Source organism: Embleya sp. NBC_00888 (genome assembly GCF_045207655.1).
In the GTDB taxonomy this organism is placed as follows: Bacteria; Actinomycetota; Actinomycetes; order Streptomycetales; family Streptomycetaceae; genus Embleya.
On record NZ_CP108784.1, the window covers coordinates 644906 to 670605 of the forward strand.

Here is a 25700-nt window from a genome sequence, read left to right on the forward strand (position 1 = left end):
GGGCCGACAAGCCCTTCTCGACAACTGTCACGGCTTGTCCCGGTGCATGACACTGCCGGCCCGCGAGGCGGGAGCCTCGCGGGCCGGCAGTGGAAGTGCTTTGGGAGGGCAGATCGTTCGGGATGTGGCCGGGCAACCATCGTCGATGAAGTCGGCCTCGGCCCGTCACCCGGCCGGGGCCGGCCACGGCGCGACGCCAGTCACCGTCGGCAGCAACAAACCGACGGCACCCAGGACCTTGTCGTCCGACGGCGGGCAGCGGTATGTGCTCCGCGCAAGCCATCATCGGGCGAAGCAGATCGCGGCTGCGGATCACCTTGATCACGCCCGCGTCTTGAAGCTGCCGTCCGTGGCGAACACGCTCGGACCATGACCTGCGGTCCTCCTTTCGGGAGGATGCCTCGCCGCCGCTACGAAGAGCACTTCGATGCTCGCTCCGCAAGAACACAGGTAGTTCGAAGAATCTGCGGTTCCGGCTCAGGTTTGGTGAAGTCCGACGGTGCGTCACAGGTTCGGGGCCAGGCGGCTTCTCCCGGGGTGGGCGCGCAGTGCCGGCGACGTGAGTTCCAGTGCACGGTTGTCCTTGCCGGCCGCCATGTGGTCGAGCCATCGTTCGTACCAGCCGAGGAAGTCGCGTGCGGAGGAGACGTTCGGGCCCCAGCAGCCGTCCGCGTTGCCGATGACGATCCGTCCGGTGAGGGGGCCGGACATCGCGATGAGGACCAGGTCGGTGCATCCCATGTCGATGATGCGAAGGAACAGGTCTCGCCCGGTTTCCTCGGGATCGGCGAGGCCGAATCCACGAGCGGTGCCCGGGGGATCCATCGTGTATGGCGGGGGTTGCTCGGGGCCTGTGGGGTCCGACATGCCGTAGAACGGCGCGGCGCCCGAGCCGCCGATGTGGAGCAGGAACTGCCGGTAGGGATCCGGGAGGACGACGGCGTGGGTGTCCTCGAAGATACCCAATCGGGTGGCGGGGATGGTGGGGCCGAGTCGAAATCGGTGCCGTTCCTCACCGAACGAGTGGCTGCGGTGGGGGTGGAACGGGACGGCGGCCAGTTTGCGGCGGATCCGGGGGATGCGGGTGTCCACGGATGGTCTTCTCTCGTTCCCGACAACGTATCGTCCGTCGGCGGAGCTCATGCAAGCAGGACGCGTTTCCTGAGGAGTCGGAAGCCCGCACGGCCGAACATCCGGCGCTTGAGCATTCTTCTGACGCGGTTGACGTGTCCTTCTACGACGTCGGAGTTCCAGGGCAGGGTCGGCCCGGCGGCGACGGTACCGCGGTCACGGTCGATGTCCGCGGCCCGGGTGTGGAGGCCGGGAAGGTCGTCGGCCACTTGCGCCGCTTGGGTGCGCCGACAGTGGCCTCCTCGGCGAAGAACGGCTCCGGTGCCGCGAGTTGCCGGCGCGGGCGCGTAGGCGCGCGGGACCGGGTGGACCGGGTGGACCGAGTGGCCTGGGTGGACCGCGTGGCTGGGTGGACCCGCCCGGGCTCCCCCGGGTCTGTTCGGTGCCGCGGCGCGGTTGCATCGGTTACCGAAGGGTGCGCCGGTCGGGGCGGCGGGGGTGTGACGCGCGACGTGGGAGTCGTCAGCGGTCGGCAGCGGTGATGTGGCGGTACGCGACGACCCGGGACGCCGGCGCGAGGGGGGCGACGGTGACGGTTCTGCCGCTGCCGGGGGAATGGACGACCTTTCCGTTCCCGATGTACAGCTGCACGTGGCCGCCGCCGTTGGTGATCGCCAGGTCACCGGGGACGAGGGCACGGCGGGTGGTCGAGGTACCGGATCGGGCCATGTCCCAGGTGGTGCGCGGGAGTTTCGCGCCGGCCGCGGCCCAGGCTCGCATCACCAGGCCCGAACAGTCGAACGAGTCGGGGCCCGTCGCGCCCCACCGGTACGGCTTGCCGACCTGGGCCTTGGCGTAGGCCACGGCGGCGTCCGCGCCGGACGCGTGCGCGGCTGGGGAGGGCTTGTGGGTGTCGGTGGTACCGCGTGCGTCGGGGGCCGAGGACTGGGAGACGTCGGCATCGCCGGCGGTGTCGGTGTCGGACTTCGTCGCGGCCGGCGTCGTCGTCGCGGTGGGTTCCGTCGACGTAGGCTCCGTGGACGCGGGCGCCATGGACCCGGGCACGCGCAGGGTGGCGCCGGCGTAGATGAGGGTGGAGTCGCCAAGCCCGTTCGACGCCTGGAGCGTCGCCACCGTCGTGTGGTGGTCCACGGCCAGTTGCCAGAGCGTGTCGCCCCACCGCAGGACGATCTCCCGCTCGGCCGCCGGTTCGACGGGTTCGGTCGCGGGGGTCGGCTCGGTGGCGGGGGCGGGGCCCGTCGGGTCGGGTTCGCCCACCGCGATGCCGGGGGCGGTCGCGGCGGTGGCGGGGGTGTCCGGGGCCGGCGGCTTCGCGGTCGGGGTGGACGCGTCGGTGCGCGGGGTGCCGTTCGCGGACTTGCCGTTCGCGGGCTCGCCGTCCTGCGGAGCGGCGGGGTTCGTGGGGGCGGCGGTCGTCGGTGCGGCAGTGGTGGTCGGTGCGGTCGTGGTGACCGGTGCCGTGGCGGCGGGCTCGGACGGTGTGTGGGGCGCGTCCGTGTCTTCCGAGGTCGGTACGTCCACGACGAGGTCGGGCGACGCGGCGGGTTCGCTCCCGCTCGGCCTGGGCGACACGAGCGCGAACACGCCGATGACGAGCGCGCACAGCAATACCACCAGCAGGCCGCCGCGCTTGCGGACCGCGGCGCGCCAGGCCTCCCTCGCCGGCGCCGTCGAGTGCCTGCGCCGCCCGCCGGCGATGGTCCTCGTACGGCCCGGGGCGGGCGACACGTCGGCGATGGCCGTTCCCGCCGGTGGGGTGTCGGTCTTCGCGCGGTCAGCCGATCGCGATTCGCCGCGTCCCACCGCGGATTGGGTCGTCGAGCCGCCGGCGGGACGACGCGCCGGTCTGACCCGGCCCACCGCGACGGTGCGCTCCGCAGCCGGGATCTGCCCGGCCCCCGTACCCCGCACGGACGCCGTGGCTGCCCCGGCCGCCCGCTCCGAACGGCCCGCAGGCGCGTCGACCGCCCCGTCCCGGGCCGGAACGCGCCGCATTTGGTGTGTCATGACGACCTCCCTCGTCGGCCGCCCTCGCGGCTCGCAGGGAACGCTCGCTGTCTCGACGATGTCCGGCCAGAGCATTCGCCGTCCGAGACAGTCCGGACTCGTCCGACGCCCGACGGCCGGCCCACCCGCAGGCCGTCCGGCGGAGCGTCGCGACGCCGACCGACGCGACGCTCCGGACGCCCGCCCAGGAATCGACCCCTGCGCGCACGACCGAAGCAACGCGAGTCACGGCCGCCCTGCGGCCGGCCCTGCACGCGTCGACGCGGCCGGTGGTCGTACGCCGTGTCCGTGGACCGCAAAGACGCCTTCGAGAACCCACCCCGTCGTCCGACCCGCGGGAGCGACTACGGGAAGCCCGCTGACCTGCGCGGACGAGTCCGGACAGTCCCGGACGCCCCAATCCCTGGCCGGACGATGCGACCGGCGGGGAGGCTCGGCCGTGTTCGAGCCGACCAGCGACGAGGAGAAACCCGTGACACGACGATTGTTCGCAGCCGGTCCCGGAAGGCACCGCAGGGACACGCCACAACACCGGGTGCTGCGGCCCGTCGGCCTGCTGCTGGGCGCCGCCGCGCTCGGCGTACCGGCGCTCGCTTTCGCCGGACCCGCTGCCGCTTCCGAACGCGGACGCCCCACGACCCACGGCATCGCCCCCCGGGAAACCACCACACCCGAGCCTGCGGCTCCACCACGCGACACCCGCCCCGACAAGGCGACGCCGCGGACCGATACCGCCTCCACCCGAGACCCCGAGGCGCCGGAGAGCGTTCCCGCGTGTTCCTGCCCCGGCGACCGGCACCCGCCCGAGGAGCCCACCGACAGGCCCGACGCGAAGCCCGCGGCCGTGGACGGGTCGGATGCTCCCACCAACGACCCGAACTGCGGCGGGGGTTCGACCGAGACGGCGGACGGCTCGAACGCACCGAACAAGACCGACGATCCGGACTCCCCGAACCCGGAATCCCCGAACCCGGACTCCCGGGCCCCGGAACCTGGGGATATCGAGCCTCAGGACACGGAACCCAAGAACGGGGATCCCGAAGACGAGGCGCCTGAGCCTGCGGCGACCGATCTGACGACGCCGACGACGGCGACCGACCAAGCGGCGGACGACCTCGGCGCCGGGGAACCGGGCAACGAGCAGACCGAACCGGACACGACATCCACGCCGGACCCGGAGAACGAGCCCGAGAACGACGGGGGCGACACGCAGCCCGACGGACCTCAGACCCCGACGAACGCCGAAGCCGGCGGATTCGACGCCGGGGCACCCGAAGCCGAGACGTCGAACGACTGCGCATGCCCCCAGAGTTCGAACGACACCCAGACGCCTCCCGGGCCGGACGACAAGCCGAAGGCCCCGACCCCCGACCAGGACGACTGCTCGTCGAACCCGGCGGACCCGGCGAACCCGACCAACGAAACCGACACGAACGACACCGCCACCACCACGGACTCGACGGACACCACGGGTTCAACGAGTTCGACGGGTTCAACGGGTTCGACGAAATCGACCAAGCCGCCCGAGACCGACGCCTCCACAGACACGACGAAGCCCGGCGACTGGCAGACCCGGCCCGACCGCACCTGCTCCCCCGCACCCGCCCGCACAAAGGCCACCTCCCAATCGGACGCAAAGAAGGGCAAGACCTCGAAGCCCAAGACCTCGAAAGCCAAGAACCCGAAGAGCAAAACCCCGAAGGCCAAGACTCCGAAGGCCAAGACTCCGACCAAGCATTCGCCCCACAAGAACAAGCCCCGCTGCACGGAACTCGACCCCGCCAAGCCCGGACAGGTCGAACCGCACGCACCCGCCGACGACACCCTCGTCGCTCCCAGACCCCTGACGTCGCGGCCGAAGACGCCCGACGACATCCGGACGGACCGCATCGGCGGCTGACGCGAGACACCGACGACCTCACGTCCGGACGCGACGCCCACCGCGGCGACACCGTCGAAACTCAGCACTTCGCCACGTCGTACACGAGGTGCGTCAAGCGGTCCCCACGGACGATCTGCGAAGGGTTGTCGAACAAGATCGCACCGGCCGGCGCACAGCCCCGTCCAGGGGCGCCCAAGCCCTCGCCGGAGACGAACTCCGCCGCGCCATGCGGGACATGACCCGCGCGGACGTCACAGCAACTCGGACCCGCACCCGCCCTCCACGCTCCGACCTGTCGGCCGCGCGTCGGTGAAACCCGCCCGACCTCGCAACGGCGACAGACCAGATGTGCGCGCACCCGGACCGACGCGACCAACACGAACCCGGACACGGACACCATGCCCCGCCACCAGACCTCAAGCATTCGCGCCCCGCCACAACACAGCGGGAACAACTCGCCGCCTCACATCCGCCCCGGCAACGCCATGCCCACCCCACCACCCACAAACAACGAACGAACAAGCGAACGAACGAGCAAGTTCTCGTGTCGCAACCGCGCCGCAGGCTGGCTTCACGTGCCGCCACGTGCAGGCGATTCCCGCACCGGGCCGGGAACAAGAGGGCGTTTGTATGGCTCGATCTTGTCGACGAGGCGGGACAGGTGCTCTGTTCCGGTGTCGAACGCACGGACGAGGGTCGGTGGGTTGGAAGTTGCTCTCACGCCAGGCCAGGACGGCATGCGGCACACGCAGGCGTACGTCTCCGGCTCGGGCATCTCGCGTTCGCCGAGGCGGCGTTCGACGCCGGTGTCGGGTGGGCGTCGTCGACGGGGCATCACATCGAGCGGCTCGGGTTCTTGTCTTGAAGGCCGCGGTGCTTGATCACCAGCGGTGGGGCGGGGCTGCGGATGGGCTCGTTGGCCGGCGTCGAACTCACGCGTGTCGAGGCGTCGTTCTTGATGTGTGACGTAGTCGGCCTTGGTCAGCCGTTCCGCGGGTTTACCCCGCTCCCCGCGTCCCCGCCCGGCGCTCACGCGTCCCCGCCCGCCGTGCTCCGGCTACGTCTTCGAGTCCGGCCATGACGGGCGCTGTGATGGTCGGTCCCGAGACGGTCGACACGGCGTGGCACCGCTGCCGGCCGGGCCAGGCCAGGCCGGCGACAGCGGGATCGAGACGGCTCGGCACCCTCCCCTCCGGAACAGCCGCCGGCACCGACGTGGCGCGGCCGGATCCGCGCGGTCATCTCAGGCCGACACCCCGGCCGGTACCTTTCCTACCAGCAAGTTCCTGTATCGGCAGGCGAGTTCGGCCAGGTCATCGTCGTCCAGTACCCGCGTGCCGTGCACCACGAAGGGGTCCTCGTAGCGCATCCCGACAAGGTTCGCGGTCGCGTCGAACGGGCGTAGCAGGTCGGTCACCGGGAATCGGTTGAGACCACCGGGGTGGTACAGGTCCTCGCCTCCGCCGGTCGTGGTCGCGACGCGCAACGACTTGCCGTGCAGGGCCGTGCCGCCGGCGCCGTACGCGAAACCGTAGGCGAGCACGTCGTCCGACCACTGCTTGAGCAGCGCGGGCGAGGAGTACCAGTGGAACGGGAACTGCAACACGATCCGGTCGTGGGCGAGCAGCAGTTCCCGCTCGTGGTCCGCGTCGACGCGCAGGTCGGGGTAGGCCGCGTACAGGTCGTGCACGGTGACGTCGGGCAGGTCGCGGACGGCGTCGGAAAGCGTAGCGTTGACCCGCGAGTTCGCGAGGTCGGGGTGGGCGAGGACGACGAGGGTGTCAGGCATGGTGGTCACAGTCCGATCCGGGTGGTGGTGGTGATGGTGGTGGGGTCGATGACGCGGCCGTGGGCATCACCCTCGACGACGGCCGTGTAGGCGCGGGCGACGTCGGCGGCCGGTGTGCCGGGTGACGGGTCCATACCGAGCATCGCGAGAGACTCGCTGAGCCAACCGGGGCTGACGATGTTGAGCCTGATGCCGCGCGTCATCTCGGTCGCGGCGGCGAACACGAACGCCTCCAGGCCTGCGTTGACCAGGTACCCGGTGCTCGATCCCGGAATCGGCTCGGTGAAGTGCCCACCGGTCAGGGTGATCGAACCCCCGTCGCGGATCCGATGGACGGCCCGCCGTACGAGGTCGACCTGACCGACCAGTTTGCCGCTCAGGCCCGTCCAGTAGTCGGCGTCGTCGCCGTCGTGCAACCGGGTCAGGGCGCCGCTCGCGGCGGCGCACACCACGGCGTCGAAGGCGCCGACCTCGTCGAACATCGCGTCCAGCGAGGCCCGGTCGGTCAGGTCGGCACGTACCGGCCCGCGCCGACCGACCCGGACCACGTCGTGTCGCGTTTCGAGTCCCGCGGCGATCGCGCTGCCGAGGGTGCCGCCGGCACCGATCACGATGACTCTCATGTGCTCTGATCCCCTTGCCCGTTCGTGGTGGTCGTCGTTGCGTCGAACACCAGACTGCGTGCGGATCGGCGGGGCAGCCGGCCCCGTGTCGGGGGTACCTCCCCGGTGCCTACACCTGGCAGGTGCAGGCACGGCCGCCGTGTCACGGGCACAATCGAGTGCATGGACACGCATGTGGAGTTGGGCGAATTCCTGCGTTCGCGACGGGCCGTGCTCTCCCCCGAGGAGGCCGGACTGCCGACGTTCGGCGGGCGCCGACGCGTCCCGGGCCTGCGCCGCGAGGAGTTGGCCCAGCTCGCCGGCGTCAGCGCCGGGTACTACACGCGCCTGGAACAGGGCCAGAGCCCGAACGCGTCGGACGCGGTCCTCGACGCGATCGCACGCGTGCTGCGCCTGGACGACGTCGAGCGCACGCACCTGTACACGCTCGCCCGGCCGGCCGCCAAACCGCGCCGGCGCGCGGCCAGGCCCGAACACGTGCGGCCCACGGTCGGCGTGATGATCGACGCGTTCGCGCAGGTGCCGGCCCTGGTGATGGGTCGCTTCCTGGACGTGCTCGCGTGGAACCCGATGGCGCACGCGTTGATCGCCGGACACGTGGACTTCACCGCGCCGACCCGACCGGCGGATCGCCCCAACATCGCCAGGTTGCTCTTCCTGGACCCGCACGCTCGGGAGCTGTACGGGGACTGGACCCGCAAGGCGCGCTCGACCGTCGCCGACCTGCGGCTCATCTCGGGCCGCTACCCCGAGGAACCGAGGTTGGCCGCTCTTGTGGGTGAACTCACGCTTGCCAGCCCGGAGTTCGCCAAGCTGTGGGCCGCCCACACGGTCGGGGACTGCGGTACGAACACACGCGACTACCATCACCCGGTCGTGGGCACGATGCAGCTCACCATCGAGTTCATGGCCCTGCCCGACGAGGGTCAGCGCGTCGCCGTGTTCACGGCCGCTCCGGATTCACCCTCGGCGGCAGCCCTGTCGCTGTTGACCGACATCGTCGCGGACACCGCGTCGGGCAGGGCCTGACCGCGTCGTTCACGTCACGCGACCCGCGCGCGGCGAATGGCGCGGGTCGCGGCGCGGTGTGGGTGGTGGGTACGGCAGCCGAGGCGGGCCCGCCAAGTCGAAACCACGCTCGTGATTGCTCACAGCGTCCCGTTGCGGACCGTATGCACGGCCTCGTGCGCCGTCGCGGCAGCCGATCGAGGGCGCCGGCCCGGCTGCGGTGTCGAAAGCGCTGTCAAGGGCGAGCTATCGGGGACACGGGGGTAGCGGCCCGCACCACGATGTGGCCGGCGCCTCCGGCGCGCCGCGTCGGTCGACGGCGGCAACTACACCGCGACCCCCAGGGAAACGTCTCGGGCGCCTTCGCCGAACTCCGGTGACGCGCGACCGCGACCTCGGCCGGAGCAACGCCCTCGGGTACGCCGCCGCCCTGATCCGTCACACGTTCGCCGGCGTCGTCGGTGCCGGTACGCCGCCCCCGGTCGCTCGGGCGCGCGTGCCCGTGCCCGGCCCCGTGCTCGTCGCGCCCCGGCCCGCGCCCGGTCGTACCGCCGCCCGACGCCGGTGCGCCGGCTCCCTCGCGTGCCGCGTTCCGGATCGCCTGCGCGAAGACGCGCATCGCCTCCGTGTTCTCCTCGCTGCGCCAGACCAGGCCGTAGTCGACCGGCTCGGCGTCCAGGAACGGCACATAAGTAACCCCGGGCCGCGCGAAGTACGCGGAGGCGTGGGCGGGCGACAGCAGAGCCCCGCGTCCGGCCGCCACCATCATGAGTGCTTCCTGCATGTTGGTGACCGAAGGTCCGCGCCCGATCGCCCGCCCACCGGGTGTGCGCGTCGGTGCGTGGAACTCGCGTACATGGTCCGGGAGTTCCCCGGCGATGGTGAGTAGCGGCAGGTCGGCCAAGTCCTCGAAGACGACTGCGGCGTGGGCCGCGAGCGGGTGATCGCTCGCGATCGCCAGCGTGCGTCCTTCGCGGAGCAGGACAGGACCGTGGGCGAGGTCGATCTCGCGTACCGGCAGTTCCGCGACCTGTACGTCGAACTGCCCGTTGCGCAGCTGCCCGTACGGATCGGCGAGGGGCACTTCGCAGATCTCCACCGCCAGTTCGGGGTGGGCGCTCCGGAGCATCTCGGCGGCCCGGAGCACGATCTCACCGGTGAGTGGCGTGGAGAATCCGACGTGCAGCACCGCGTCGATGCCGCGCGCGGTACTCCGGGCCCGTTCGACGGCCGCCGCCAGCGCGAGGTGGAGTGGGGCCACGTCGTCGCGCAGTTGGCGTCCGATCGCGGTCAGCCCGACCCGGCGGCTCGTGCGCACGAACAGCGGAGCCCCGACGTGCCGTTCCAGACGGTTCACGAGCTGACTCACGCGTGAGCGCGAAAGGCGCATGCGGTCCGCCGTCCGGCCGAAATGGAGTTCTTCGGCCAGGATCAGAAAGGTCTCCAGTTCATCGCGTTCCATCGGGTCCTCACGGCGGTCGGTCGGATCATGCAGTCGGACTGCATGAACGGTGAGATCTTCGCCGTTGTTCCGCCCCGGCGTCCGGAACGAAGGTGGTGACGTCCCGATCACCCCCTCGCCCCGGAGGCGTTTCCGATATGTCCCCAGAAACTTCCGACACAAGCAGCACTAACAGTACAAACAGCACAAGCAACACAGGTACGCGCGACGCCCCGGACGGTGCCGGCGGCCTCGGAGCACGCAGCTGGGGCGTACTGCTCGTCCTATGCGGCGCGATCTTCCTCGAGGGCATCGACGTGGCCATGCTCAACGTGGCCCTGCCGTCGATCCGCGCCGACCTGGGCATGTCCACCGGCGAGTTGCAGTGGGTGATGAGCGCCTACGTCCTCGGCTACGGCGGCTTCATGCTCCTCGGCGGGCGCGCGGCCGACCTCTTCGGACGGCGGCAGATGTTCGTCTTCTGGCTTGTCGTCTTCCTGCTCTTCTCCGGCCTCGGCGGCTTCGCCACGCAAGGCTGGATGCTGATCGTCGCCCGATTCGTGACCGGCGTCGCCGCCGCGTTCATGACCCCGGCGGGTCTGTCCATCATCACCACGAGCTTCGCGGAGGGCCCGCAGCGCAACCGCGCCCTGCTCATCTACTCGGGGACCGCCGCCGGCGGGTTCTCGATCGGCCTCGTCGCGGGCGGCCTGCTGACCTCGGCGGGCTGGCGCTGGGTGTTCTTCGCTCCGGTCGTCCTGTCCGCGCTCATCCTGATCGCGGCGCTCGCGGTGGTCCCGAAGTCGCCACGTCCGGCGCGCACCGGCGAGGGCTTCGACATCCTCGGCGGCCTGACCGTCACCGGCGGCATCGTGCTCATCGTCCTCGGGGTCGAACGTGCGGCCCACGCCACCCTCGTCGAGACACTCGCCACGGTCGGCGGCGGTCTGCTGCTCCTGGTGGCCTTCGTCGTCATCGAACGCCGGTCGGCCGCGCCGCTGGTGCGCCTGGGCATCCTGCGCAACGGTGCACTGCTCCGCGCCAACCTGTCGGGCCTGCTGTTCGCGGGCGGCTTCTTCGGTTTCCAGTTCATCGTCGTGCTGTACCTGCAGGAGTTGCGCGGCTGGTCGACGCTGGAGACCAGCTTCGCGATGATCGTCATCGGCATCGACGCCATCCTGTCGCCGCTCCTCACCCCCAAGCTGGTCGAGCGCTTCGGCAACGCCCGGGTGATCTTCGGCGGACTGGTGCTCGCGTCCGCGGCGTACGCGCTGTTCCTGCCGGTCGGCTCCGACTGGACGTACCTCGCGATGCTGCCGAGCCTCGTACTCCTCGGCCTGGCCTTCGCCCTGTCGTACGGGCCGCTGACCATCGCCGCCACGGAAGGCGTCGACGAGGAGGAACAGGGTCTCGCCGGCGGCCTGCTCTACACCTCGTTCCAGTTCGGCTCGGCGCTGGGGCTGTCCGCCGTGACCGCCGTCAACATCGCGGCAACGGAGGCCGGTTCGGCCTCGGGTCAGCTCGACGGCTACCGGGCCGCGCTCGTCGTCCCGTTCGTGGCGGCCGCCATCGCTGCGGTGATCGGGGCGTTCGGACTGCGCTCGGGGTCGACGGCGGTCGGCGGGAGTGGCGACGACGACACCGATGCGCCGGGCGCGGCAACCCAGATCCCTACTCCGACCTCGACACGGACCAAGAACGCCACCGACGTCCCCGTCGCGCGCTGAGCACCACCGACTCACAACCTCAGGAGCCCACCATGGCCACCAAAGTCAGCGACTTCGCCGACATCCAGGACACGTTCTTCTCCTACATCCGCGAGATCAAGTACGCCACGATGATCACCGTCGACAAGCGACACCGCCCGCGCGCACGCGTCCTCTTCCCCATCTGGGAGGTCGTCGACGGCGCCCCGCGAGGGTGGCTCGCGGTCTACAAGACCCCGGTGAAGGCCGCCCACCTGGCCGACAACCCACACACCACCTACTCGTACTGGAGCCCTCGCCAGAACGCCGTCTTCGTCGACAGCGTCTCCACATGGGCCGAGGACCGCGAAACCCGGGAGTACGCCTGGGACCTGTACGTCAAGGGCAGCCCTCCCGGCGTCGGCTACGACCCCGCCCGCTACTGGCAGGGCGGACCCGACGACCCCGACTACCACGTGCTTCGGATCGACCCCTGGCGCATCCAACTCGTCCGAGGCACCGACCTCCGCAACACCCTGTGGCAGCCCCTCCGGACGCCCGTCGGCTCGGGGGCTTCCCCACACTGAACAGCTCGCCCCAACCGCGCCCTGGTCGGCCCCGCCCGCATAGGCGGGGCCGACCAGGGCGCGTGAGCGGGGCCGAGGTCTGCCCGGGGTGAATGCCGGGCACGGACGACGCGCTGGAGAAGGCGTGCGGTGGTGGGAGCGGCCTTCGGCTTCCCCGACCGGGCGCCGCACACGGGTCCAGATCGGCCATCCGCTTGCGGCCTCCACCCGCGCGGCCCGCCCCAATGGAGCCCCGCCAGATTCTGACTCGGCCACATGGTGACGGCGTGGTGGCCGTGGTCTCTGAACACCCCAAACGTCCCAACGGGACGATGCCGACCAACATGCCGTTACCGCTCACTCGCATCAGTGAACGCGCCACGTGATACCGCCTATTGCTGCCAGATTTCCCGGAGGCGAGCGGTCTGCCGCTCCACCCGTGCGTTGTCCGAACGCCCCCGGTATCCCGCCAGGCTCTGCAACGCCACGACGGTCTCGTCGACCAGCACGAGAACCGTCATGCTCGACGGACCGCCCTTGCCCGCGGCCGACTCGATGCGGATGTCGGCGATCTCCTCCCACGCGATCGACCGACTCGAGCCCATGCCCCGGTGGACCAACCCCTCGGGTGAGATCAGCACTCCACTGCGGGAGGCCTGCACGGCACACCAGAGCCCGACCGCGAGAAGACCCGCAGCCACGACGTAACTGCTGATGTGAGGAGACGTGAAGGTCGCGAGACCGGTGAAGGCGAGCACCGAGCCCAGTCCGACCTGATACCCCCGCCATGGACTGTGCAAAGTCTCCGGGACAACCGAACGACTCATTCCTGGGGCCGCTTCCCTTAGGACGGGCGACCCGGGCGAGGGCCCGAGCCGCGATGAGACGAGAGAACATCGAGTGACGGCGTCCGCGCCATCATCACTCGCCTATCTTCCTGACCGCGTTGATGATCGTCGGGGTCGAGGTCGTGAGTGCATAGAACGGATGATATGCCTCGGCTCCTTGGGACACGGGCCAACGAGCACCGATCCTGGCGAGCACCCCACCTCCGGCCTGAGTCCCGCTTTCGATCGTGAACAGACCCGGAGCACCGGTGGCGGCCTGCTTCCACGGACCGGGCTTCAACACGGTTGCGAACCGCATCGAGACGCCAATGCCTGTGCTCATCGTGGTCACAACCCCATCGAACGTAATCTGTTGCCAGTTCTTCGTGAAGCCACCCTCCTCTTGTACGGTTTGTTGGGTTCGGACGGCGTAGGCGCCGGCCTGCGCCGCCGCGCATGTCGCCCAGCCGACACCCGGCGCGAAGCACCACGCAGTGGCACCGAGGCTGGCGATCACCCCTCGGTGCTCCACCGTCTTCTTCACCAGGCTGACGATCGGGTGATCCATCTTCTTGCGCGGCGGTTTCTTGTAGACCGGCGCCGGGCGGTACGTGACGGTTGAGTACTTGCCCTTGCGGACGCCGCCGACGTCCGGAACGGTCTCGGTCCTGATGAGGGTGCCGTGGGTGTACCGAGTCTCGTTGGACACCTCGGTCTGCTTCTGGTATGTCCAACCTTCGCTTCCCTGGTACGTCCACGATTCGCCTCTGCCCGCCTCGCACGCGACGCCGGGATCACAGGCTCCGAGCGGCCGAAGCCCATCGGGATCGCTGAGCGTGAGGGGGCTGTTGTTGCCGTAGGTGTAGCCGTTCATCTGTTGGGCGTCGGTCAGATCCATGATCGGATCCACGCTGATGAAGCGCCCGAGGCCCGGGTCGTACTCGCGGGCGTCGACGTGGGTGAGGCCGGTGGCGTCCATGGGCTTGGCGAGGAAGCCCTTGTCGTCGGGCCATTGGCCGTTCGCTTGGCTGGGTTGTGTGCCGCGCGGTTCGCCGAAGGGCTTTGATTGGCGGCGGGTGGCGGTGAGGGTAGCGGCGTCGAGGATGCTGTTCGGGGTGCCGTGGTGGTCGGCCGCCATGAAGGTGACCGCGCCGGAGCCGTTGCGGACGACGGTGGCGCCGCCGGCGGTGGGGTAGTAGCGGGTGCCGACAACGGAGCCCGATCCGTCTGTGTTGGCGGTGAGTTCGTCCGCCCCGAGGTAGAGGGTGCTCTTGCCATTCTCGCGGCGGATGATGCGGTTGCCGTCGGCGTCGTAGACGTACTCGCTGGTGCCGGTTGCGGAGGCAACGGTGGTGAGCTTGTCCTCCTCGTCCCAGGTCAGCGTCTGGGCGCCTCCTGTGCCGGGTCGGGTTTTGGTGTTGCCGGCCTGGTCGTAGGTCAGGTTGGTGGTGACCGGGGCGGCGGCGCCGTTTTTGACAGAGACGCTGTCCAGGCGGTGGGTGCGGTCGCCGCCGGCCTGGGCACCGGGGCGGTAGCCGTAGTCGGTGGTGATGTTCTTGGCCGGGTCGTCGGTCACGTCATGGTCGACTAGCTTGATGCGGTTGCCTACGACGTCGTAGTCGAAGGTCTGCCAGTACGCGTCCGGGCCGCCGACCGTCGTCTTGGTCGGGGTCTGGGTGCTGCAGCCGCCAACGCCGGGGACGCTGGGCGCGGGGAGGGCAGTGGTGCCGGCGGTGTCGGTCCAGGCCTCCTTCAGGCGGCGGTTGCCGTCGTAGGCGAAGCACTGGGTGTCGGTGGTGTTGTTGTCGCGAACGCTCTTGATCGAGCTGACGTCACCGGACGGCTTGTAGGTGTAGGTGGTGGCGTCCACGCTGGTGGTGGTCGCGGTCTGCTTGTCCCACGCGGTCGACAACAGGCGCCCGGTCGCGGGGTCGTAGGTGCTGGTGAACGCCGCCTGACGAGGTTCTGCACCCAGGACCGCGCGGGTGTTACGGCCGAACGGGTCGTAGTCCGCCCAGTTCAAATAACCGCGCGCGCCGCCGCGTTCGGTGAGCAGGCCGCCGTCGTTGTAGGCGAACGTCAAGCCCTCGGCGGGCAGACCGCCGTAGCCGCCGACGTCGGTACGCACCGGCAGTCCCAGTACCGGCTCGTACTCGGTGCTCGTCTGGTACACGCCTGCGAGCTTGCCCTCGACCGAGGGAATCGTCGTGCGCGTACCGGACGGCAGATAGGTACCGGGCTTGAAGCCAGTAATCTCGCTCGTGTACTTCGCGCCCGACCGGCCGCCGATGTAGCGGGAGGAGCCGTCGGCCGGGCCCTTGGCGTACCGGTCGTACGTCCACTCGGCCAGAAGGTTCACGTCGGCGATGGCTTCCTTGTAGGAAGCCGTCTTGCGGCCCAGCCCGTCATAGACGTACACGAGCTTCCGGCCCCGTGCATCGGTCGTGTCCAGCACACGGCCGACCAAGTCGTAGCGGGTGTCCAGCGAGCCTCTGTCCGGGTCCTCGACGTGGGTCTTGCGGCCGAGGAAGTCATAGGTGTACGTCCAGGTGTTGCCGCCCGCGTCGGTGACTGCCTTCAACTCTTCGCGCGGGGTGTAGGTGTAGACCGTCTTCGAGAAGTCGGTGCCGGTGGGTGTGCCGCCGCGGTACACCCACAGTTCCTTCGGCTTCCCCCGCGCGTCGCTGATCGACAGCGTGGCGGTACCGCCGGGCGGCGGGGTGACCCGGGTCTCGTCGGCACCGGCGTAGGCGGTGGTGCTGCGCCACTGCTCCTTCGCCTTGGAGGAGAAGACCTGGGCGGTGGTGCGGCCCATCCCGTCGTAGACGACCGTGTTCTGTCCGGAGATCTCGTTGTCATTGCCGACGAACACCGCCGTGTCCGGGCCGGAAGTCGCGTTGAAGTAGGGCTGGTTCGTCTTGGCCGGGCGGCCGAGGCTGTCGTGGAAGGTGTCGGTGACCACCCGACCGGGGTCACCGGTCGCGGTCGTCGACTGTGTCTGCCGCTCCTGGAGGAAACTGTTCAGGATCCGGTGCGAGGTCGCGTACGTGTTGTTGAGACGCAGGGTCTTGGTGGTAACGACGGAGGGCCCGGTCTTGCTGGGCGCGTACGCGAACTGCAGATCCGCATTATCCGCCTTCGTGCGACCCGGCTTCCACACCGCGATCAGCCGGCCGAGGGCGTCGTACTCTTGCTCGGTCGCCAGACCGTTGGCGTCGACGATCTTGACGGAGAGGTTGCGGGCCCCGGCGTATGTGGTCGTGTTGGTCCAACCGGTGGGACCGGTGGTGGTGACCGTAGTGGGCAGCGTACCCGCGGCGGGGGTGTACGTGGTGGAGGTGGCCTTGTTCTCCGCGTCGGTGGCCTTGGTTACTCGGCCGTAGCCGTCGTACTCCGACTTGGCAGTGGTGACCCAGTTGGGAGTGCCGTCCGCCTTGTAGTCGACGACCGCATCGGTCGAGGTGACGTCACCGATGGCACCGAGTTCGCCCAAGGGCTTGTTGTCGTAGAGGGTGTGCGACCACGCGTACACGGTGCCCTGGGCCGCTGCGGTAGCGCAGTTCCCGACGAGGGACAGGCTCTCGGTGGGTTTGCCGATGATCCACGCGGTGGTGTTGTGCGCGTAGGTGGTCCTGGTGCAGTACTCGGGCAGGCCGTCGGCCTTGTCGGAGATGGTCTCCGGGAGGGCGTGGGCCGGTTCGAACGTGGTGGTCTTGGAGGTCTCGCGCCACGAGTTGTCGGCAAGAAGGCTGCGGGTGCGGGTCTTCTCCGTCGCGATACGGCGGGCAGTCAGCGGCGGCAGGCCGCGGGGGCGGGCGTGGGTGGCGGTGACTGCCGAGGAGAACGGGGTACTCAGGGACGTTGCGGCCAGCGTGCCGCCGTCGCCGGTGAATGTCTGCGTCTCGTACGCGAACCCCGCGTGCTGGTTGGCGTCGACGAGGCTTTGGTCGGTGGAGTCGGTGAGGGTGACGACGCGCTTGGTGCCGTCCTTCTTCACGTCACCGTCCATACCACGCAGGTAGAAGGCAGCGGACCGAGTCACCGGATCGGGCGCCACGCCGGTGCGGGTGATGACCTGGCCGTAGCCGCGGTACTGGTTCCAGGTCCGGCGGTCCTTGCTTTTGGGCCTGGAGGCTTCCTTGTCCTCGGTGAGTTCGGAGTCGTCGCGGTGCCAGGCGGCACCGCCCACGTACTCGTACCGAGTGGAGCGGTTGGGAGCCGTGGTGGCGATGTCGTGTTCGGTGACCTCGGCGACGGTGTACTTGTGGAACCAGTGCAGCACCGGCTCCGCGTCCGCATCGTAGTTCCACCAACTCGGGAAGCACGCCCGGGTGTTGGCGTCCGGAGTGGGCAGGGACGCCGGTGCGCACTCGGGAGTGTTGTAGGAGACCGTCGTCTGGCCGCCAGTCTCGTTCGTGATGCCGGTCACACGGCGCCGGTTCATCGGCGGCGCCAAGTCACCACCCGCGTCGACCCGGTTGTGCATGAACTGACCAGCGAAATCCACCGACGCGACGTCGATCTTCCTGGTGCCGTCCCAGGCGGTGCGGGTGATCGAATTCAGCCACAACGTCGGTGAGGATCCGTCCTGCGGGTCCGGGTAGTCCTGGTCGAGGGCGTACTCGTCCACGGTCTGGTAGCCGGCCCCGACCAGCGACTGGGTTTTGATCATCGTCAACCGACGGGTGGAGAAGAACGTCTGCCCGTACACCTCGCATTTGCCAGCGGTGGCGCATTGCTTGTCGACGGGTACGTCGGGCCATTTGGCGGCGTTGACCTTGGTCATCTTGGCCGGGTCACAGTCGAAGCCGTCCTTTTTCAGGCAGCGTTCGGCGGTATCGAAAACAACCTGCGCGGTCGGCGGAGCGGCGTCGGACTTCTTCGAACCATAGGTGATCTTGGCCAGGCTGCCGCCACGCGTGTACTCGGTCAGGGTTCCCGAGCCGACGAGGACCGCGCCGCGCGTGTACCGATTACTTTCGGCGTTGTACCAGTAGGTGACCATCCCGCCGCGCGGATCGATGACATAGTCCAGGTTCCAGCGCCACGCCTGCTGACACCACGACGCGTCGAACCCGGACGCCTTGTTGCAGGGTTCGCCTGCGTTGTTCCCGTACACCGGTGACGACCATGTCGAGTTCGTGGCAGCGTCGGTGTTGTCGCCGCCGGGCTTGTGACCCACGCCGAAGTAGTACTGGACACCATCGTCGCTGGTCAGGCGCCAGTGCTCACCGTTGTCGTCACCGTTCGCGGCGCCGGTGAGCGGCTCGATGCGGGAGTCGTCATCGCCCTCCAACCGCCACTTCGACTTGTCCGTGTCATCCTGAATCAGGGTCGAGGACTTGCCGTTCAGGGACAAAGTCAGGGAGTTCTGGCTCGACCAGCACCTCTCCCCCGACGTGTCCTGGCCGTCACGCGCGCACGCCTGATAGGAGCGCTCCACGAAACCGGGCGAATACTCCCAACCCTCACCGATCCACGAGGCCTGATTGTTCGTGGAGGTCGTCCGACCGTCGACACTGCCCGAGTTGTAGGACAGGTTCACGGTGGGCGCGTTGCCATCGATCGTAGGTGGCATGGCAACCCCGTACGACCAGTTCAGGGAACCGGAGTTGGAGCCTGTCGACCACGAGCCGGACGGGGACAGCGAGGTCGCCTTGTAGTCGCCGGACGGTCCGGACGCCTCCGCGGTCGCCGCGAAGACCAAAGCGCCGCTCGGGGTGGGCGCGTTCGCCGACCGTGCGGAGGTCGGCGGGGCTGCGGGCAGGTCGACGTCGGCGAGTACGCGGTTCTTGACCCGGTCGTTGCGCGCACCGGCCACTGGGGTCTTGACCCGGCAGGCCGCGATGTCGGGCGTCGTCAGCACGCACTCCGGCATCGCCACCAGACGCAACCGCGAGGACCAGTCGGCGCCGAACGCGTCCTTGAACGCGCCGTAGTCGACGCCGACCGTGACCTTGCCGGGGGCGACGTCGGCGTCCGTGCTGCGGACGGTGACCAAGACACCGTCGACGCCCGCACGTTCGGCGGCGGCGTGGTCGGCGACCGTGACCTTGACCCGACCCGGGGCCTTGGGAACGGCAGTTGCGGGGGCGCCGGCGCGCAGCGGGCCGGGACCGTTCGTGTCCGGAGTGGTGATCCAGACCGGGGTGCCGGGGGCGTTGCCGCCGGAGGGGGCGGCCAGCAAGGAGGATCCGCCGCGGGCGACGAACCCGGAGGCGGGCGCCGGGGCGGTCTCTGCCTCGGCCGCCTTCGGCCAGGTGGTGGCGGTGGGTTTCCACGAGCCGCGGCCGTCGCCCTTGAGCGGCGACGACTTGGCGACGTCGGCCTTCTTCCCGTTCACCGACGGGGTCTTGGGCAGGTCGCGGGGCGACCAGGCGCCCGGGTCCGGCCCGTTCTTGATCCAACTCGCCGCCTGGGCCGGGCCCACGCTCGCCGTCAACGCCAGCACGGTCACACCCGCCACCAGGAACCGGGCCGAACGACCCCGCCCCCAACGGGAATCGCCCGTTCTCCACGACCGAACACGCATCAGCACGACCCCCATCGGGACAGGACGGATCCCGCCCTCGAACAGGCGAAAGACCACAGACGGAGCGCACCGTACGAGCCCAAGTCCCTTGTCGGCAAAGGGGATTCCCGAAGCGAATGTGGGGTTCGTCACTACAACTCCCACGGCCTGTCGATAGTCCCCCGTGGGTCCAGATCACCCGTTGGGATCCATAGGCGACAATCCACCGGCAGGACATGGCGGCGTGAGTACTTGTCGACACCACGACCTTTGGGAAGTGATCTGCGTCACCTGGTCGCACGCTTGGCCAACCGGTAGGTTTCGCGCACTCATGCGCGTTCGCGTCACCCCGAACACCACACCCGGGAGTACGCCTCATGAGGCATTCGCCTCCCGTCGCACGTCCCTATCCGCGACTATCCGCCGCGTGCGGGTTCGTCGCTCTGTCGCTGTCCTGTGGCATCGTCGGCACCGCCGGTGCGTCCGTCGTCACCCGCGCCGCAGACCGCAGAGGCCTCCCGTGCGGCCCGCCACCGCTCCGCCCCGGGTGGTAGGACTCAGCACGGTGGCGGCCAACGTCTGGCCGTCCTCGATGGTTTGCGCTTCGTCGCGGCACTCGCTGTGGTGCTGTTCCACTTGGGCGGAGAACTCGATGCGATGCCAGATCTTGACCGGCGACGGGACGACGAGACGGATGGGCCCGGGGCGCGAGTCGACTCGGTGGTGCTCTCCCGGGCACCGCGGCGCACCCGTGCGGGACTGTTGCTTGCAGACCGGCGACATCTGCGGCACGTGGACATCACACGAACACGACAAGGCAGGCCCGCCGGATCGCCCGCACGAGCCACGCGACGAAGCACGCGCGCGTGGACGCGGACCGACGGCCTCCCCCGACGGCGGCGGTGTGCCGTCGGGGGAACTCCCCGCATGTGCGGGACGACTCCCGACGAGCGCGCCGTCCACTCGCCGGTGGTGAGCAATCCGCGCACACGGGGCCCTTTGCGGCAGCGTGAACCGTGAACCGCTTCGTTCGCGACTACAGGGATGGGCCGGCCTGATGAGGCAGCCGAGACGAATCGGATCAGGTGATGTGCGGCATCGGGCTGCTTTTGGCCATCAGAATCATGATGACTGCTGCCGCACTCTCATATCGAGTTTCGAATGAATCACCTTTGCCATCCTGCCCGAAATCCGTTGTGATTTTTCGGATTATGTCCATTCGTATCGATATGTTGAGAAATTTGTTGGCGATCTGCTTCCGCGCTGTCGCGCAGGACGCCGAGGAAGCTGACCCAAGAGGTCCGCTCTACGCGGACACACCTGCCATCCGCCGTCTTCGAGTCTCTGACCAGCACATTTTCGGTGGCGAGTGCCGTCTCCACGCAGTTGACCTCGGTGGAGGCGGAGCTCTTGCGCCATGGAAGAGCCCGGTGGGCGCCCACTGTCTCAGTCACGCAAGGTCCCCCCGACGGACGTTCGGTCGCGATGAGGCGGTAAGCGGAAATTCACCCGCCGGATACGCGGATCTCGCGTCCGTCACCTTCTGAAGCGACTACGCTTGGTAATCGCAGTTTGAGATCTGCCTGCTAAATCAAAGCGCACTGAGGCACACTTGGACTAGTGGAAGCGGTGTATCGGACCGCGATGAGACGACAAGCGAGGCAGGAGGCTACCCCGATTGGGTGATTCGCCCCGCTTGGGCATAGTTTGCCGGGGTGAGTGCGCCTACGTTGGCTGTGAACGCTACCGAGGGAGAAAGCGTGGCTGGCCGGAAGCGCCCGACTCGCAGCTTTTCGAAAGATTTCTCGCGTTCCGCACGCGGCAGACCACGTCTGATGGCGGGAGCGTATCTGGCGGTGGTCGGCTTCGCGGCAGTCGGAGCCGCGTTTCTGACGCGAACCGCCACGGCCGATCAAGGCAGCGCATGGGGTGTCGCTCTTCCCGTGTTGGCCGGAGTGATCGTCGCCGTCGGCGCAGGCTGGTTCGCCCCTTTTTCGGTGGGGCATCCGACGGTCGATGACGAGCCGGCCAGACAGCAACCGGTGGCTCGGCGCGAGCCCGTCAAACGACCGTCGACGCGCCCGATGAGGCACGAAGGCAACCTGCCGGGGCGCAGGGCCTCATAGCCGAAGTCTCCGCTTGCGCCGCATCGCGCGCAGCCGCATCGCCAGGGCCGCCGATGCCACGAATATCGCGAGGCCGAACAGATAGACGGGCTCGGCGACAACCGCCAGGATGCCGAACACGAAGAGGACGGCCATGCCGGTGGCCACACTCGCCGCCGCGATGGGATGCCTGCCGTCCAACCAACGTTTCCACCATTTGACGCCAGGCATCCACTTCGGGCGCCTTGGTGATCTCATGGCATACCTCGCTGTCGCCTTGAAACGATCCCGGAACACCCGCGATTGCTAGTGGGCTTCCACCTCCGTCGACATGGCGTCGATCACGCTGTCGATCAACCTCATGGTCTTCTCGGGTGAGAGCGCGAGGTCGTGCAGGGCCTGGAACGTCTCGAGGTATTCGTTCGCCCCGCCGTCCTGAACGAACACCGCCTCCTTGACGAAGGCCACCGCGTCCAGGCCGGAGGTCTCGAACTCGTAGATGCTGATGGGGCCGCTGAGCCCGGCGTGCATGCCTCGATCGAACGGAATGACACGCAGGTCGATGTGGTGCCGTGTCACCTGGTCCTTCAGGTAACGCAGTTGGGCGACCATGATCGAAGGATCACGGGGAGCGCCGATCCGTCGCAGCACCACCGCCTCGTCCAGAACGAAGCGCACCCGAGGGTGCCTGCGACCTTCCCCGTAGACCTCTTCCCGGCGCCGCGAACGTAGGCGTGCGAGGTTCTCCACCTGCCCCGGCTTCACGGCGAGATGACGCAACACCTCGCGGCCGTATGCCTCGGTCTGCAGTAAACCGGGGATGATCGAGGGCTCGTAGCCATCGATTGCCACGGCTTCCGACTCGAACGACAACAACTTCCCCCAGCGACCCTCCCGCGTGCCCGCGGTGGGGTCCAGGAACTCCTGCCACCAGGGCTTCTTCCGCGCCTCGATCCCACGTTCGACGAGTTCCTCACCGATCGGTGTTCCCCACACCTCGTACAGCCGCAGCGCGGCCTCGAGATCGTTCTTGCTGGGTGCGGTGTCGCCCTTCTCGATCCGCGTCAACTTCGAAGCGGACCACTCGAGTTCCTTGGCTGCTTCCGACTGACTGATGTCGGCTTCCGTTCGCGCGGTGCGCAATCCCTTGCCGACCAACCTCCGTTGGACCATCGGGTCTGCCATGCGTCTTGCTCCTCTGGGGCGGCTACGTTTCGATTGCCCGCAAGTGTCGCATGACCGCGTCGGAACGAGATAAGCGGGATGCGCAGAGCGATCCGGTGGTGCTGCATCGCAATCATCGAAACGAATGCGGCCTCCTGCAATGTCAGATCGACGCCGTCAGGGAATGGTGGCACGGATTTGTACCCGATCGCGGTAATTCCATGCCCAACGTGGCCCGGTGTCACGGGGATTCGATACCCGTAGCCGCGGGCCGGGCGGGCATGGACACACGGCGGGACCGGTGACAGTCAGATCGCAGGAGAGCCCGTCACCCGTGCAGGGGCGATCTCACTCCGCGCCGAAACGGTCGCCGGGCTTCGAACCCGTCGTGTCCGGCTTCCGCGATCTCAACGCCCACACGTCGCGGCCCCACGGTCCTGCGCGGGTCAACGCAGCTTCGACCGCGCCGGGTTGCGTTGTTCGGGAGCCGGCACCACCGCTCGCGCATGCTCATAGACACCCCGAAGCCATGTGTCCAACAGCGGATCATCCATGAGCAGCGGCGGCGGTTCCACACCGGGCGGTCGGGACGCGTGGTGTCGTATGTGCGCGGCGATCAACAAGCAGACGTCCGGATCCTCGAAGTAGGACGTATGCAGCAGCGCCTCGGCGGCCGACGCGAGATCGTCCCTGTTCGCTCCGACCAACGGATCCGGCGACGGGGTGTCGACGAGGGCCGTCGGGGCCAGCAACCGCCGCAGAACCGGGGCGATCCGGGCGACCCGCTCGGCCGAACGGACCTCCATCCGCGCCTGCACGGCATGCGGGAGGCCGGGCCGCGCGGGCACACCCGGCAGCGGCAGCGGGTTCACGGACACCACCCGGGTGTAGTGGACGTCCTGCCCCAATGCCTTGCGGACCGCCCCCCTGTACAGGTTTCTCGTCCACCATGGGGCGAGTCGGTTGGCCGCCCACAGGAGTAGACGCAGGAAGACACGGAACCGGTGGGTGGAGACCTCCGGCGCGAGTTCGACAAGAGCAATCGGCGTCGGGACCTCGAACGGGACCTCAAGCGCCTTGGGCGGGCTCGATGCCTCGACCGGCCTTCGGACGTTCGCCTGTACCCACAGCGCGCGACGAAGTCCCGCGATGGCCTCGTCGCCCTCGGCCCACAATCCCAACCAGGCGTTCCCGCGTCGCGCGAAAACCACCTCGGCCGCCTTCTCCCGCTCGGCCAAAGACTCCGACAACGTCCTGCGATACAGGGCCGAGACCGCGCACCCACCGGCGCACAACAGCATGAGGACAATCAACGCACACAAGGTGAGGCCACATCCGGAGGTGAGGACGGACCTCGGCGTCCGGTCGTCCCGATTGATCCACACCAGCCAACCGAAAAGCCCCACCGCCGCCACGCCGAACCCACAGCCCAGGAATGTCGGACCGCGGGCACCATCTGCATCTAATCGCTCCCGGCGCCCTGGGTCCGGGGCGGGGACCGAGACGGTCACCGACGACTCCTCGCGAGGGTCGCACTTCGTCCGATAGGTGAGGAACGGAGTCCCGACAGTCGTCCAACTACGCAGCCCGGCAAGTTTGGCGAGGTCGACGACGCGTCGGTCACCGAGTCCCGATTCCGGGACGTCACCGGGAAGCTCCTCGTTCACCAGATGAGTCGCCAGTTCGGATGGCACAACGCCGCTCGCGTGGATGACCTGCGCGGACAACAGCGCTTCCCAGATCAACGAACCACCGTGACTGTGCCCGACCAAGTGGTAGGCGCGACCTTGACATTCCAGTCGAATCAGCGTGGCCAGCAGCCTGTTCGCACTCGCGTAGCGATGCGACTGCGCGTTCCGACCGCTCCAGTGGAACAGTCGGCCCTCGGAAGGAAGTTCAACATGGTCGGGCAGGAGCTCGTCAAAGGTTCGCCACGTCGAACTGCCCCGCTGCCACCAACGAGGACCCTCGTCCTGCTGTGCCTTGTCGTGGGCCCCTGTCCCATGGATGAGCAGGACGAGATCTGCTGTGCTCCCCCGATCGTCAGGCATGCGGGAATCGTGCCAGGACGCGGACGATCACGCACTCGAAATCGCGAATCCGCCATGCGGACGGCCCGAGCGATGCCTACCTCGGGCCCATCGAGAAACGACCGGCCCGGGCAACCACGTCCCCGGATGAACGCCCGCACTCGCACACGTGGACGACCAACGGGCAATCGGCGGCCGAAACTTCGGGCGATCGATCCTTGCGGACGCGGGGCGACCGTCTCGGCGAAGTCGGCTCGCGCATTGTCGCAAGCACGTCCCCCGCGTGAGCGGGGCGACCAGGACAACAGGCGGACGAGTGGCCCCGAGGCGCCGCGCCGGGCCGCGCCGGTCGGGTTTGCGGGGCGAACGCGGGCTGATTCCTCCGACGGGATCATGGAGTTCGGAACGACGTTCGAAGGAGTGCTGCTGTGCGACTGATTGTCGATCCCCTGTGCGGCGAAGTGGATCTCACCGCATCGGCGAAGGAACTGGCCGACCTGGCAGACACAGTGGCCGAGGGCGGCGGGTACGTCGGCTCCACGGCCGGACCCGGCAGTGACACCTTGGCTGGAATCGAGGTCGGGAATGCCTCCGGTGCCGGTGTTCGGTTGGAGCTGGATGCCTCGCGGCGGGTTCTGCTGATCAACGGCGATTCCGGCGCCAGGGCGGTCCTCGCGGCCAACCTCCGAGACATGGCCACCGCCGAGGACGGCGGCCACCTCCACATCGACTACTTCCCGGAGCACCCCTACCTCGTCGAAGGATCGCTGCCGATCGTGGTCAACAGCCCCCGCGGAGGCATGCCGACCCCATGAGTGAGGAGAGACCGCGTCTTCAGGTCCACCGAGGGTCGGCGCGTCCATGAGCGGTGGCGATTGGCCTCCCATCCGGCCTCGGTCCGCTCTGATGGCAATGTGGCCCCAACAGCCGGCCGATGGCTGGAACGTCGCAACGCGGGGCGACAGCAAGC

General features: G+C 68.7%; 16 protein-coding genes. 4 read left to right on the plus strand and 12 right to left on the minus strand.

Annotated features, from left to right (window positions below):
* Window positions 1-504 precede the first annotated feature (504 nt).
* The 5 genes from OG948_RS02865 to OG948_RS02885 form a co-directional block, all read right to left on the minus strand.
* Complete coding sequence (locus tag OG948_RS02865) at window positions 505-1092, minus strand: SMI1/KNR4 family protein (RefSeq protein ID WP_406293545.1); 588 nt, start codon at window positions 1090-1092, stop codon at window positions 505-507.
* A 501-nt stretch (window positions 1093-1593) separates the two neighbouring features.
* On the minus strand, window positions 1594-3099 hold the full coding sequence (locus OG948_RS02870; protein ID WP_406293546.1) for an NlpC/P60 family protein: 1506 nt from the start codon (window positions 3097-3099) through the stop codon (window positions 1594-1596).
* Window positions 3100-4323: 1224 nt separating this feature from the next.
* Window positions 4324-5067: a hypothetical protein gene (locus OG948_RS02875; protein ID WP_406293547.1), complete on the minus strand. Its 744-nt coding sequence runs from the start codon at window positions 5065-5067 to the stop codon at window positions 4324-4326.
* Window positions 5068-6224: 1157 nt separating this feature from the next.
* On the minus strand, window positions 6225-6770 hold the full coding sequence (locus OG948_RS02880) for an NAD(P)H-dependent oxidoreductase (RefSeq protein ID WP_406293549.1): 546 nt from the start codon (window positions 6768-6770) through the stop codon (window positions 6225-6227).
* A 5-nt stretch (window positions 6771-6775) separates the two neighbouring features.
* A complete protein-coding gene (locus OG948_RS02885; RefSeq protein WP_406293551.1) occupies window positions 6776-7393 on the minus strand; it encodes a short chain dehydrogenase in 618 nt (205 codons plus the stop codon).
* Window positions 7394-7555: 162 nt separating this feature from the next.
* Here OG948_RS02885 and OG948_RS02890 point away from each other — a divergent pair, with 162 nt between their 5' ends.
* Window positions 7556-8422: a helix-turn-helix transcriptional regulator gene (locus OG948_RS02890; RefSeq protein ID WP_406293553.1), complete on the plus strand. Its 867-nt coding sequence runs from the start codon at window positions 7556-7558 to the stop codon at window positions 8420-8422.
* A gap of 214 nt (window positions 8423-8636) precedes the next feature.
* Here the strand turns inward: OG948_RS02890 and OG948_RS02895 are convergent, their stop codons facing one another.
* On the minus strand, window positions 8637-9863 hold the full coding sequence (locus OG948_RS02895) for a LysR family transcriptional regulator (protein WP_406293555.1): 1227 nt from the start codon (window positions 9861-9863) through the stop codon (window positions 8637-8639).
* Window positions 9864-10000: 137 nt separating this feature from the next.
* Between OG948_RS02895 and OG948_RS02900 the strand changes: the two genes are divergently transcribed.
* A complete protein-coding gene (locus OG948_RS02900) occupies window positions 10001-11569 on the plus strand; it encodes an MFS transporter (RefSeq protein ID WP_406293556.1) in 1569 nt (522 codons plus the stop codon).
* A gap of 32 nt (window positions 11570-11601) precedes the next feature.
* The gene (locus OG948_RS02905; protein ID WP_406293558.1) at window positions 11602-12114 is read left to right on the plus strand and encodes a pyridoxamine 5'-phosphate oxidase family protein; all 513 of its coding nucleotides are present in this window, start codon (window positions 11602-11604) and stop codon (window positions 12112-12114) included.
* 371 nt (window positions 12115-12485) lie between these two features.
* Here OG948_RS02905 and OG948_RS02910 read toward each other — a convergent pair whose 3' ends face one another.
* The 6 genes from OG948_RS02910 to OG948_RS02935 all read right to left on the minus strand — a co-directional run bounded on the left by OG948_RS02910 (window position 12486) and on the right by OG948_RS02935 (window position 24751).
* Window positions 12486-12920, minus strand: a complete 435-nt coding sequence (locus OG948_RS02910) for a PH domain-containing protein (RefSeq protein ID WP_406293560.1) — start codon at window positions 12918-12920, stop codon at window positions 12486-12488.
* A gap of 94 nt (window positions 12921-13014) precedes the next feature.
* Window positions 13015-19377, minus strand: a complete 6363-nt coding sequence (locus OG948_RS02915) for an RHS repeat-associated core domain-containing protein (protein WP_406293562.1) — start codon at window positions 19375-19377, stop codon at window positions 13015-13017.
* A gap of 1220 nt (window positions 19378-20597) precedes the next feature.
* Window positions 20598-20885 (minus strand): DUF397 domain-containing protein, encoded by a 288-nt coding sequence (locus OG948_RS02920; protein WP_406293564.1) that lies wholly within the window; start codon window positions 20883-20885, stop codon window positions 20598-20600.
* A gap of 666 nt (window positions 20886-21551) precedes the next feature.
* Window positions 21552-21767: a hypothetical protein gene (locus tag OG948_RS02925; protein WP_406293565.1), complete on the minus strand. Its 216-nt coding sequence runs from the start codon at window positions 21765-21767 to the stop codon at window positions 21552-21554.
* Window positions 21768-21842: 75 nt separating this feature from the next.
* Complete coding sequence (locus tag OG948_RS02930; protein WP_406293567.1) at window positions 21843-22721, minus strand: helix-turn-helix domain-containing protein; 879 nt, start codon at window positions 22719-22721, stop codon at window positions 21843-21845.
* A gap of 425 nt (window positions 22722-23146) precedes the next feature.
* Window positions 23147-24751: a hypothetical protein gene (locus OG948_RS02935; protein WP_406293569.1), complete on the minus strand. Its 1605-nt coding sequence runs from the start codon at window positions 24749-24751 to the stop codon at window positions 23147-23149.
* A gap of 407 nt (window positions 24752-25158) precedes the next feature.
* Here OG948_RS02935 and OG948_RS02940 point away from each other — a divergent pair, with 407 nt between their 5' ends.
* Window positions 25159-25545, plus strand: coding sequence for a hypothetical protein (locus OG948_RS02940; RefSeq protein ID WP_406293571.1), 387 nt, complete (start codon window positions 25159-25161; stop codon window positions 25543-25545).
* Window positions 25546-25700: the final 155 nt, after the last annotated feature.